Here is a 13337-nt window from a genome sequence, read left to right as displayed (position 1 = left end):
AAGGGGTGAATTTGTGGTAATACGTAAAAGCTGGTGGCGGGTAATAGCTGTATTTATTATTTTGTTGACGGCTGCGATTATGTACTGGCCTCTTACCACATTCGCTGACGTTGGTGATGGAAGTGGAGGGGGAGGAGGTCCTGCTGTTCCGCTTTATATGGATTGGTCATATCCCCGTGATGGTGAGACCAATATCAGTATAAATCCAATAATCCAGTGCAAGTTCAGCCATAATGTCGCACAGTTTGAAGTCCAGAAGCGAAATAAATCGTTGTTTTCTTTAAGAAAAGAGGATGGGACGGAAGTTCCAATCAAAGCATTTGCGGCAGATGTTCAAATCGAATTTGATAAACGCCAATACATATATTTATCTCCGATCAATCCGCTTGAAGAAAATACGAAGTATTACGTTAGTGTGCAAGAAGGAGTACAGGCCAAAAACGGTATGGCCACAGAAAAGGAACAACAATTTAGCTTTGTTACTGGAAGCAAAAATTATTCAGTGCCTTTGCTGGTAGACATTGAAAAAAAAGCTTCTGGAGAGGAGCAGGCTATCGAGAATGTACACAGCACTGATCATTCTGAACATTCAATCCAATCTGAAGATTTTTCGGATGATAAGCAGATAGAGCCAGAGGCGAAAGTTCAGCAGACAGATGTTTCTCAAATGTCGGCTCATACAGAAGAAGAAGCGCAAAAGGAGGCGGAGACAAAACCGCAGACACAGGCGCGGATACAGAGTACACAGGAAAGTGTAAAGGAGGAAGCAGCAGCACAAGAAGAAGCGCAAAAGGAGATGGAGATAAAACCGCAGGCACAGACGCAGACACTGAAACAGGCGCAGATACAGAGTACAGGAAATAGTTCCCGAATATCTTGGATTTTAGTAGCTGTAATACTTATCTTGGCGTTTATTCTTTCAACAGTTGTCAGGATAAAATGGGGCGGTTCTCCAAAGGTAAGGAACAGTCATTATGAAAACTAGACATCTGATTCTTATTGGAATAATACCATTTCTGCTGTCTGTGGTCAGTCTGTTTTTGGGGCGGTATCATGCTCATCCCAAAGAGGTTTTATTAACGTTTACCCAGTTATTTACCCAGGGCGGAACGAATGTGGGGATACAGAGTGCTACTGTTGTTCTGCAGCTGCGGTTACCCAGAATTATTGCTGCTGCCTTTGTAGGCGCTGGGCTTGCTGTCAGTGGAGCTGCATTTCAAGGGGTTTTTCATAATCCCCTGGTTAACTCCGGTCTTTTGGGAGTTAGCTCTGGTGCGGGTTTTGGAGCAGCACTTGCAATCATTCTTTTTCAAGCCAGTTGGGCGACCTATCCATTTGCTTTTGTTTTTGGATTGATTGCGGTAGCTGCAAGTTACTGGGTTGCGCGTATTTACAAAACAGTACCTACCATTATGCTGGTGCTGGGCGGAACGATCATATCCAGTATTTTTAATGCGTTGGTCTCCTTGTTGAAATTTGTGGCAGATACTGATCGCCAGCTTCCGGCGATTGTGTATTGGCTGATGGGAAGTTTATCTTCCGTTGCTTATAAGGATTTTTGGGCGCTGATCCCTATTGGGATGGGGATTCTAATTTTAATCGGGTTCAGTTGGAAGGTTAACGTACTTTCCATGGGTGACAAAGAGGCGCAAACCATGGGCGTCGATGTTATACAAACGAAGGCCATTATTATTGTAGGGGCAACACTTGCCACTGCTGGAGCGGTCTGTATGGCCGGCGTAGTTGGCTGGGTTGGCTTGGTAATTCCCCATATTGGCCGTATGGTAGCCGGAAACGACAACCGCAAACTGATTCCGTTGTCCATTTCACTGGGTGCTGCCTTTATGATCCTGATTGATACGCTCAGCAGGACAATCATAGAATCGGAAATCCCGCTAGGCATTCTAACCTCTTTGGTCGGAGCACCATTTTTTATCTACCTTATAAAGAAAACCAAGGGTGGGGGATGGCGGTAATGACTCTCATAGATATTCGAAATGCCTCATTTGCTTATGAGGAGAAAGAAATCTTTAATAATGTGAATCTTTCGGTTTCTAAAGGAGAAATCTGTTGTCTGATGGGGCCGAATGGATGCGGAAAGAGTACATTGCTTGATTGTATCTTGGGATTTTTAAGATTAAGCCGCGGCGAAATCTTTTTAGGGGGCAAACCGTTTTTATTATACAAAATTGCAGATTTGGCAAGGCAAATCGCATATGTTCCGCAGCTGCATACGCGTTCCTTTCCTTATACAGTGGAACAGATTGTACTAATGGGACGGACAACATATGGGAATGGGATTGCCGGTCCGAGTAAAAAAGATCGGGAATTAGCTATTGAGGCTTTAGAGACTGTGGGGATGCTGCATCTGGCAGAGCGGCCTTATACAAAGCTCAGTGGAGGAGAGCTCCAGCTTGTTATTCTTGCACGGGCATTGGTGCAGGAAACTCCGGCTATCATAATGGACGAACCTACAGCACACTTGGACTTCCGCAACGAACTGTTATTTATGGAGACGGTTGCCAAACTGGTGCAACAAAAAAATGTGGGTATTTTGATGGCCACACACTCGCCTAACCAAGCATTTTATTTTGAAAACAAGGGGCTATCTGTCCAAGTGTCCGTTATGGGGAATCAGACTATTCTTCAAACAGGAACACCCGACGAAGTGCTTACAGAGGAAACGATCAGAAAAGTATACCGGATAGAGGCTAAAAGGGCTGTATATCAAGATGAACAAGGAATCATGCGTCAGATCATTCCACGCGGCAGCTTGTGAAAGTGTGAATGAAAAAGGAGCTCTGCCTATGAATACTTGCAAAAAATCAAAAATCTGGCGATTGGTTTGCATCATGCTTGTTATTGCAATCATTACTTCACTTACAGCCTGTTACGGTAATACTTCGAGGTTGACTGAGAAACCGAATGGAAGTGTTGCAGCGCGAGAGGGATACAAACTAACCACGGATTGCATAGGGCGAAAAGTAGAAGTTCCAGCCTCTCCGAAGCGAATAGCTGCGCTGGACTCTTTTGCAGGAGAAGCCATGGTGATGATAGGGGCTGGCGATAAAATGATAGCTGCTCCTAACGGAGTCAAGACAGATCTCCTTTTACAAAGAATTTACCCCAATATGCAGAAAGTTGGAGTTCCGATGGCGGGCGCTGCAATCAATGCAGAGACTCTGATGGCTTTACAACCGGATTTGATTTTCATTAAGGAAGCCATGTATTTAACAGAGGGAGAGAGGGCGAAGCTGGATAAACTTGGCGTACCCTATCTGGTAGTTGGATATGACAGTATGGAGGAGCAGATTAATGCTTTACATATGATAGGAGAGTCCATTGGGTCAATCGCGGCAGAAAAAGCGGCAGCCATCAATCAATATTATAGGAAAGTTATTGTTCAGGCTAAGGAGATTCAAAGGCAAATTCCCGAGAAGGACAGATTCCGCGTTTACCATGCAATTAATGAGATCGTGCGTACGGATGGGGCTAAAACACTGGGAAATGACTGGATTTCGTCCGTGGGAGCCATCGACATATCCGCTGGAGGCCAGCTTAAGTTTTATGAGAACGACTACTTTGCCAGCATGGAACAGATCTATCAGTGGGATCCGGATATCATAATCTGCAATGAGGCGGACACGGTGGTCTATTTGATGGAGGATTCAAAATGGCAGGGACTGAGGGCTGTCAGGGAGCATAGGGTTTATAACATTCCCGTAGGCGCAACAAGATGGGGACAGAGAGGCAGCCTGGAAACCTTTTTTGCCATATTATGGCTGGGAACTACGATTTACCCGGAACAGTACAAAGATGTGGATTTAAAGAAAGAAGTGCTGGATTTCTATAATAAAATCCTCGGTTTGAAAATCGATGATCATACTTACGAACTTATTCTTTCCGGCAACGGGATTCGAAACAAAAGCTCAGGAGAAAAGGAAAAATAGTATGAACTTAAAAAAACACTGCCGCAAGATCTGCTGCAATAGATGTATCCCTGTTTTTTTAATAGTAATGGTGCTGTTTGCTTTGAACCCTTATCCCGGGATTGTTAGCGGCGAAGATGCAGGAGTGGCGAAGCTTCAGGTACAGGTTGGAGAGCGAAAAGTGCTGGAACAAGCTGCGGTGCCTGAGCAGAATGAGAATTTGAATACGGTCCACAACCAGTACAGCACAATGACCGAGAATGGGGAACGCAAAACGATATTGGGGGAGGGGATTATACTTTCAGATTATCTGAAAGCTCTGGGAATTAACTTAGAGGAAGTTGAGGATATATATCTTTATTGGAAAGAAGGGGCTCCTGCTGCATTTACTGGAAAAGAACTGCTGGAAACAAAGCGGTATCATTATACGGATCAATTAAAAACAGAACAGGATACATCGATAGCAGAATCCGGAACAGTGACGGAGCAAACCTATAACCCGTCTGCCGGAATCGAAGTTCCGCCCATGCTGGCATTGCGGTCAGCGGTATTGAATGAGCCGGAGGAGAATGGGGATGCGCTGGATAGCACATCTGGCTTGCGTTTATGCTACGGCCAGCAGAATCCGGACGAAATCAGCAGTGCCATGCTGAAAGGGAATATTCAAAAGATTATTGTAATTCTGAAAGAGGACAGTACATACGGGCAAAAAGAACCGCTCCCCACGGAGCCGGACTTTAAAATAAGCATCAGAGTTGGGACTGACGACATCAAACGTGAAATTCCATTCAGCTTTCAACAACTCGAACAATTTGAGAAGGAACGGCAGTATTATACTTCCATAAATGAAAAGGGTGAGCCGGAGACCACATTGGCTGAGGGAATTCCCATCATAAAGCTGATTGAGTCTGCGGGAGTGGACTTTAATGATGTCAAAAATCTCCGTTTTTTCTACGCCGACGGTCTTGATAGCAGTTTTACCAAAACATTTCTCTTTGATCGCAAACGCTATAGTTACCCTGAGTTGGTCAGCGGTGATCTGGATGATGGAGAAGGGAGAATGATAGACAAAAGTAAGGAATCTCAGGAAGTAATGCCGATGCTGGCCCTTCGATACGCAGAGCGGACGGATAAGAGTTTGCAGGGTTGGGATGCAATCAGCAATAAGGAAGGAATAAAGATCTGCTACGGACAGATGAAAATCTCCGACGTCGTTAGTCCGATGTATGGATACAGCATCAACCGGATGGAAATTGTTGTAACATCCAAAATCAATGAAACAGAGCAGGCAAAGACAAAGACTATTGATGATAATGATGTTTTTGGACCGGCTGTTTCTGAAGAAACTGGGGATAGACTGGATGAGCTTCCTACGACTCTTGCTTTCAACGTTGGTTACTTCGGGCTTGAGTATTTGCCAAGAAAAATATTTTCACTTGAGGAAATAAAGTCACTGCCGAGGGTTACGCAAGCATATACAGCAGTTGATTCGTCTGGAAAGGTAGTGATGGAGACCGCCGTGGGTGTAAGGCTCAAGGACCTTTTGGCAGCTGCGGGTATCGATAGAAATTCTGTAGATAAGATCACTTTTACTTTTACAGAAAACAGAGAGAAGAAACGTCTCTCATTTTCAAGGGGGTTTCTTCTGGATACACCGCGGTATTTCTATCCTAACCTTCCGCTCCGGTGGAATGGCTCTGGTCCAACTGCAGGAGCTGCGGTAGATGCGCTTCAGGTTGACACGATCATCGCCTTCCGGGATTTGCAGCAGCAGGGAGCTACAGCACCAGACTTTTACAAGGTGAATGGGTATAACAGGTTCAAGCTGATATTCGGTCAAACCAATACGAGATCTGAAACGGTATCCAGGCATGTCAAATGGATTGACTCGGTTGAAATCCAGCTGCTGGGAAGTCCGCCCGATGAAAAGGGGAATAGCGTTCAAAATGCTTCATTGATTGGGGCAAAAAGTAAGGGAACACCTTCGCAGCAATCACAAATACCGGATAAGAAATTATCATCAGAAGCGACAAAAGAAACAAAAGCGACAAAAGATACAGAAGAAACAAAAGCAACAAAAGAACCAGAAGCGATGGAAGCAACAGCAGCAACAGAAGCAACAGGATCATCAGAAGTTTCACAGGAATCCTTACCGGAATCCTCCAATGCGAAGGGGGTACACATTTATGAAGTGAACGGCATGACGGAGGCTCAAATTCCAGTGGCTCGGGATCATAATGCTGCAGTACTGTTCATTGCAATAGGAGGCCTGGTATTAGGGGGGGCTGGAAATAGATTTAAAAAATATAAAGGGGAGAGAGGTTAATATGAACATACAAAATGAGACTCAACATATATTTCACACATTTACTCAGGGATTGCTGCTGCCTACTATTGTCATTGTGACTTTCCTAAGTCTGGCGGCAGTATGGGCGATCGGCAGCATTATTTCGGAAGCATTAACGGAACGCAGGGAGTTAAAAGAGGATATTCCATTATTGCTGTCATCCTTTCATGGCAAAGACAAAGAAGAATTATCACTAATTATTAAAGAGAGTAAATTATTGAAGCGGCAAAAAGCAATTTTATTAGAGTTGATCCAATATAGCAGTCTGACATCAGTAGAGAAGAGGGCCATTGCGAAACGATTGATTGTGTCTGAGGAAGAACGGTATGAAAGAATTCTGGGATGGACGGATACGATTTCTAAAATCGCCCCCATGTTTGGATTGATGGGTACATTAATACCACTCGGTCCCGGTATTATTGCCTTGGGACAGGGAGATACCATGACTCTTGCCAATGCTCTGTTGGTGGCATTTGACATGACGATAGGCGGCTTGGTTAGTGCGGCAGTATGCTTGGTAATCAGCAAAATCAGAAGGGGATGGTATGACAGCTATTTGGTCTCTATGGAAAGTTTAATGGAATGTATTTTGAAGGAGGAATGATTGGGTCATGAGTAGTCTGAGAGGCGGCAGCGGATTGCGGCATAAAAGAAGCAAAGATAACAGCAGTCCTTTGGAAGGGATGGTCAACATTATTGATGCCATGTTGGTATTAGCCTGCAGCCTTATGCTGTCTGTATTTCTGAATGGCAATACTTCTTCAGGGCTGGTGGATGTGAACGTTGATCTGGGTAAGGAGGTCAATAATCTAGAGTCCGTGCAGAAAAATCTGGATCAGATGATGAATAAAAACGATAAATACCAGAAAATGGGTATGTTGTATAAGGATCCTGCGACAGGAAAGATGTATATGATTTCTGAAACACCTTAAATTGTATTTATAGGAGAATAGCGATGGTTAGAATCGAGAAAAAAAATACATGTCTGTCTTTTGTGTTTCTAATGATTATGCTGTTTACCGTTCTGACTTATGATATCCCTGCGGCGCATGCAGAGCATGCGGCAGAAAATACGATGACGGCCAGCTTTACAGGAACCAATACGGTGACGGAATGGGATGTAAACGCTGATGGTTTGACAATAACCATTGCACTCCCAAAGGGCTATCGCTTTTCAGACAATATTACGGACTATAAGAATGCAATCATCGACGGACTGACCTTGAACGGTTTGTTATTCGACAAAAAGACGAACCAATATAATGTGGTTCCCTATGAAATGTTTGTAGCCAGCGCATTGGATATATACGGTAACTCAGGATATTTCCCGTATATTGATATTTCCAACAGTGTTACGGTTTATGACCGTTTTGTAGGACTGGATCCGGCGGGAGCAAGAAGTACGTCAGCTGTCTCCGATGCATTGAAAGCTGCTTATCCTGGTGTGAATAAGGGAATCTTGAATGCTTTGAAAGCCGGAGCAACTGTCAGTGTCAACGAGGACGGGAATTTGGTGATCCGATGCACTAAAGAAGCCGCCAACGGCTACTTCTCAACCTTTACCAATTCGGTATCCGTAGTAAATGGAGGTATCCAAATCGCGAACTGCGATATCCTGCTGTCTGCAGAACTCCCGGTAGGTGCAGTTAAGAATGTCAATGAGGTTGTTAAGGTCAATGGCTTTTTCACGATCCAGGAGGTAAAAGTACATACAGAGATATGGGAATATGTAGATAAGAGCCGTGCGGGCGAAGACGGTGTATTTTCCTTTAACAGCCGTATTAATAGTTATGATCGGAATACGACCTCGCAGTATCCGTATGACACTACCTATTACGTGAAGCAGGTAGAAGGGAATGTCCTGACTGCGGAAGATATCCGCAAAGGGGGAGCATTGGGACCTAATGGAACCGGCAGCAAGCTGGTCAAGGTTGTGGTGGATACCCGTGTGGGCCCTACACAGTGGGCAAGCTCCAAGAACATGAGCACCTTCTTTACCAACTTCTTCCGCACCAATAAGGATGCAACTGGGTATGGAGGCAAGAGCGATACCACCTATACACCAGCCGATGATCCGGAATGGCTGAAGGTAGAGGATCAAATCACAAACGGAGGCACAGATATTGCAAGTCCATATAATGTATGCACGAACAAATATGTAGTCAACTACAGCGGTGACAGCAGAATGGATACGGTAAATCCGGCCAAGATGTGGATATTTTTTGAGCTGCCCCAAACGCCGGACTTCCACATTACATCCGATATGCCAATTTACGTAAACTTGATTGCCGGATTTATCGGCGGTTCCGGCCAGTCGACCACAACAAACGGTCAGCCAATATTGGGGATGGATGGGAGATACCTTTTTACCATAAAGGCGGATAACTCAAGTGCCATAACCTTTGATGATCTTGCAAACTACGGGTGGGCCAAAAAGCAGATTGAAGCACTTGTATCCAAAGGAATCATTTCAGGTACAGGGGCAACAACCTATTCTCCAGGCACCAATATTACCAGAGCGGACTTTATCATGCTGCTTGTAAAAACACTGGACTTGAAGGCGGATATAAAAGAGAACTTTGAGGATGTAAAGCAGGGGGCCTATTACTATGAGGCGGTTGGCATCGCCAAACAATCAGGAATTGCGACAGGCTCCGGTGACAACAGATTTAATCCAAAAGCTGAGATATCCAGACAGGACATGATGGTTCTGACCGAACGCGCATTAAGGGCTGCGGGTAAGATCAAAGGGTCGGCATCACCAGAGATTCTGGAAACATTCAAGGATAAGGCGCAGGTGTCAGGATATGCGGCAAATAGTGTGTCCGTCATGATCGGCGAAGGCTTGGTGACGGGGGCGAATGGCCTAATTAATCCTCTTGGCAGCACTACCCGGGCGGAAGCTGCGGTCATCCTGTATAGAATCTATACCCAATAATAGATATTTTGTGAGTTTCGCTGTTATTCAGCAAACATATATCATAACAACGATATTTGCCAGGGGGAGATGATCTATGATTGGGGCAGGCAAATAATAATGAAAGAAGCTATCAAACACAAAATTGGTATGAATGAGAGGAGAAGAAAAAATGAAATCACTGATTAAAGCTTTTACGCGCAAAGTAAGCCTATTCCTTGCACTGGCCATGGTGATCAGCCTTTTAAGTGTCGTGCCGGCAATGGCACAAACCACTGTTCATATTACCACCGCCCAAGATCTTGTTGATCTGGCAAACACGATCAACTCACAATCCGCCGGCACAAGCACCACACCGTCTCTGGGCGATTATTATGTCGAAATTGATGCCGACATTAATATGTCAGGTGTATCCAACTGGCAAGGTATCGGAGTGCCCCAGAGCTGGATTGGCATCACGGGTACCTTTGACGGGAACGGTCATACGATCTCTGGAATTTCGCTCACTAACACACAGTATGTAGGCCCAAAGGGTGGCCTGTTTAATCTGGTCCAGGATATTACCATCAAGGATCTGAAAGTATCCGGCAGCGTGACCTCCACCCGTTTTATCGGTGGAATTGTTGGACGGGCATTGGGCAGCTTGACCATGCAAAACTGTATTGCCGATATGAGCTTGACTCTTAACAATGGAGCGAGTAATTCCATCGGAGGCCTGGTCGGCCAGTTCGGCTCCGGCCAGACGACTGGCGGCAATACAACAACTATTACAAACTCCGCTGCGCTGGGGACTTTCACCAGCAACACCTCCTCCAATCCGGTGGGCGGCTTGATTGGCCACATTTACTCCGGTTTCAACGTAACCGTAAGCAACAGCTATGTAGCTGCTTCTCTTAACAACTCGGGTGGCACTACCGGTGCCTTGGTTGCCAACAATGCTTCCACTAGCCTGACTCTAACCAATTGCTATTATTTGTCCGGCATGAGCAGTAATATCATTGGCACAGACACAGGTAGCACCAGTACTAGCAGTTGCACATCATTTAGTGCAGGGGCTCTGACTGCGTCAGCTCTGAATAACGGGGGGTCGGCTTGGCAGACAAAAAGCGGCGTCAACGTGTTCAACAGTTACAGTTACCCTGCTTTAAGCTGGCAGTAATTCCATAAGGCAAAAAGGGGGAGAACAAAATGAAATCAAAGTTTAAAGCTTTTACGCGCAAATTTAGCCTATTCCTTGCACTGGCTATGGTGATCAGCCTTATTAGTGTCGCGCCGGCGCATGCAGCACAAACCACGGTACATATCACTACAGCCCAAGATCTTGTGGATCTTGCAAACACGATCAACGGTCGACTCTCCATGGGCGCCGGCTCCGGTACCGAGCCGAATGTGGGAGACTATTATGTCGAAGTTGACGCCGACATTGATATGTCTAGTGTAACCAACTGGCAAGGTATCGGAGTACCTCAGAGCTGGGTTGGCATCACGGGTACCTTTGACGGGAATGGTCATACGATATCTGGAATTTCGCTCGTTAACACATCACCAGTAGGCCCAAAGGGAGGCCTGTTTAATCTGGTCTCGGATATGACCATCAAAGATTTGAAAGTATCCGGCTCCATAACCTCCAATCGCTTTATAGGAGGCATTGTTGGACGAGCAATAGGCAGCTTTACCATGCAAAACTGCGTTGCCGATATGAGCTTGACCCTAAGCGGCGGAGCGAGTAATTCCGTCGGCGGCCTGGTCGGCCAGTTCGGCGCCGGCCAGTACTACAAAGCCGGTACAGTGACTATTAGTAACTCCGCTGCATTGGGGAGTTTCACAAGCAACACTCCCTCCAATCCGGTCGGCGGCTTGATCGGCCACATTTACACCGGTTTTAACGTAAATGTTATTAACAGCTATGTGGCTGCTTCTCTGGTTAACGCAGGCGGCATCACCGGTGCCTTGGTCGCCAACATCAACTACAATACCTTCTCCATCCCAACCCTCAGCACCCTCAATATTACCAACACCTGGTATTTGTCCGGCATGAGCGGTTCTATCATTGGCGAAGGCACTCTTCCTCCTGACATTGATCTTGGCAATTGCTTCTCCTTTACAGCAGGGGGGCTGGAAGCGTCAAATCTGGGTCCTGCCTGGGAAAATAAAAATGGCGTCAATGTGTTCAACGGTTACAGCTACCCTGATATCATTCATCCGGTAATGCCTACAGCTAATCCCGGAGCAGGAGCGGTAGCACCTGGCACAGCGGTTACGCTAAGCACTGCGACAGTTGGAGCATCGGTTTACTATGCTGTTTACTCAGCAGGAATTGATCCGGCAACAGTGACATTTGGTTTATATAATCAACCCATCGTCATCAACTCTGATACGACCATAAAGGCATATGCTTCAGTAAATGGGGAAGATAGTGACGTGATGACGGCTGACTATACAATCCGTTTACAACCAGTCACAGGAGTAGAGCTTGATCAGCATGCGCTAACATTGACCCCAGGAGCAACCGGAACATTAACAGCGACAGTAGCTCCAACAGATGCAACAAACAAAAATGTAATCTGGACAACCAGCGATTCAACTGTAGCAACAGTGACTTACGGAGCTGTTACAGCAGTAGGAGCAGGGAAAGCGACCATAACGGTTAGAACAGCAGACGGAAGCTTCAAGGATTCTTGCGAAGTAACTGTAACTCCAGCAGCAGTAGCAGTCACAGGAGTAGAGCTTGATCAGCATGCGATAACATTGACCGCAGGAGCAACCGGAACATTAACAGCGACCGTAGCTCCAACGGATGCAACAAATAAAAATGTGATCTGGACAACCAGTGACTCCACTGTAGCCACAGTCACTTACGGAGTTGTTACAGCAGTAGGAGCAGGGAAAGCTACCGTAACGGTTACAACGGAAGACGGAAGCTTCAAAGATACCTGTCAGGTTACTGTAAATGCTGCGGCAACAAACGGCAACAGTGAAAGCAGCGGCGGCGGCGGCACGCAGACACCTACCACCACTCAGCAGACATCCACTACGGACTTAGGACAGGTTATCCAGTCTGGAAGCACGGTAACCTTACAAGTAGATGCAAAAAAAGTAGCTGATCAGCTGAAAGACGCTGCACAAAGTGAATTGGTTATCAACCTTTCACAAGTAACAGCAGGATCAGGCCAAAGTAAAGCAGTACAGCTGCCAGCTGAAGTAATAAACCTTGTTAAAGCTGCGAATAAACCAATAGTCATTCAGGATAGTGGGCTGAAAATAGTTATTCCGTCTGAAGTATTGATACAGGGACAGAATATGACCTTCAGCACAACCCAGGTGTCAAGTCAGACAGTTGCATCAGCTCCTGAACATGTTGAAAGCAAAGCGGTCTACTCATTCGATGCATGGGCTGGTGAAACGGCAGTTCATAACTTTACTAAATCAATTACAATAACCCTTCCAATTCCAGCCGGGGTGACAGAGCTGGGGAAATTAGGAGTTTATTACCTCAATGAAACAACCGGCCAATGGGATTACGTGGGAGGAAGAATCGTTGACGGTAAACTGGTATTTAATACAAACCACTTCTCGAAATACATGGTGGCTGAATCCCAGAAGACCTTCGGAGATATTGCATCCCACTGGGCTAAGGCTGATATCGAAGTCATGGTGGCAAGGCATGTCATAAACGGAACAGACGCGGATACCTTTGCTCCACAGAACAATATCACCCGTGCAGAATTTGCCGCTTTGCTGTCGAGAGTACTGAAACTGTCTGATGCTGCAAATGAAGGTACATTTAAAGATATAACAGGCAGTGAATGGTACGCAAACGATGTGAGGAAGGCAGCAAAAGCCGGAATCATCCAGGGCTCTGACGGCAACTTCCATCCAGGTGATTCTATTACCCGCCAGGAAATGGCAGTAATGATCAATAGAGCATACAGCTATGCAGGAGGCAAGATTGGTACACTTACAGATCTGGCCTTCACCGATAAAGGCAGCATTAGCGCGTGGGCCAATGATGCAGTTCAGAGCGTATACACCCTGGGTATTATCAATGGATACCCGGATGGAAGCTTTGGAGCGCCGGGTCATGCTACCCGTGCTGAAGGTACGGTTATGCTCAAAACATTCATGGACAAGCTGGGGCTATAAC

General features: G+C 45.8%; 10 protein-coding genes. All 10 read left to right on the top strand.

Annotated elements, in window-relative coordinates; translation table 11 throughout:
* Positions 1-13 precede the first annotated feature (13 nt).
* The gene (locus PSAB_RS19665; protein ID WP_025336296.1) at positions 14-985 is read left to right on the top strand and encodes an Ig-like domain-containing domain; all 972 of its coding nucleotides are present in this window, start codon (positions 14-16) and stop codon (positions 983-985) included.
* Positions 975-1976, top strand: coding sequence for a FecCD family ABC transporter permease (locus PSAB_RS19660; protein WP_025336295.1), 1002 nt, complete (start codon positions 975-977; stop codon positions 1974-1976). Before PSAB_RS19665 ends, PSAB_RS19660 begins: the two co-directional genes overlap by 11 nt.
* Positions 1976-2779, top strand: coding sequence for an ABC transporter ATP-binding protein (locus PSAB_RS19655; RefSeq protein WP_025336294.1), 804 nt, complete (start codon positions 1976-1978; stop codon positions 2777-2779). The genes PSAB_RS19660 and PSAB_RS19655 overlap by 1 nt, the downstream gene beginning before the upstream one ends.
* Positions 2780-2807: 28 nt before the next feature.
* Positions 2808-3950: an ABC transporter substrate-binding protein gene (locus PSAB_RS19650; protein WP_025336293.1), complete on the top strand. Its 1143-nt coding sequence runs from the start codon at positions 2808-2810 to the stop codon at positions 3948-3950.
* A gap of 1 nt (position 3951) precedes the next feature.
* Positions 3952-6255 carry a molybdopterin-binding protein gene (locus tag PSAB_RS19645; protein WP_025336292.1) on the top strand — a complete coding sequence of 768 codons (2304 nt, stop codon included), beginning with the start codon at positions 3952-3954 and terminating at the stop codon, positions 6253-6255.
* Between the two features lies 1 nt (position 6256).
* Positions 6257-6880, top strand: coding sequence for a MotA/TolQ/ExbB proton channel family protein (locus PSAB_RS19640; RefSeq protein ID WP_051529794.1), 624 nt, complete (start codon positions 6257-6259; stop codon positions 6878-6880).
* 7 nt (positions 6881-6887) lie between these two features.
* Positions 6888-7208, top strand: coding sequence for a DUF2149 domain-containing protein (locus PSAB_RS19635; RefSeq protein ID WP_025336290.1), 321 nt, complete (start codon positions 6888-6890; stop codon positions 7206-7208).
* Positions 7209-7231: 23 nt separating this feature from the next.
* Positions 7232-9214 carry an S-layer homology domain-containing protein gene (locus tag PSAB_RS19630; RefSeq protein ID WP_025336289.1) on the top strand — a complete coding sequence of 661 codons (1983 nt, stop codon included), beginning with the start codon at positions 7232-7234 and terminating at the stop codon, positions 9212-9214.
* Positions 9215-9365: 151 nt separating this feature from the next.
* Positions 9366-10352, top strand: a complete 987-nt coding sequence (locus PSAB_RS19625) for a hypothetical protein (RefSeq protein ID WP_025336288.1) — start codon at positions 9366-9368, stop codon at positions 10350-10352.
* Positions 10353-10381: 29 nt separating this feature from the next.
* Complete coding sequence (locus PSAB_RS24710) at positions 10382-13336, top strand: S-layer homology domain-containing protein (RefSeq protein ID WP_025336287.1); 2955 nt, start codon at positions 10382-10384, stop codon at positions 13334-13336.
* Position 13337 lies beyond the last annotated feature (1 nt).

Source organism: Paenibacillus sabinae T27, assembly GCF_000612505.1.
Lineage (GTDB): Bacteria > Bacillota > Bacilli > Paenibacillales > Paenibacillaceae > Paenibacillus_AQ > Paenibacillus_AQ sabinae.
Note: the sequence above shows the minus strand (reverse complement) of the source record. Positions and strands in the feature narration are given on the sequence as shown.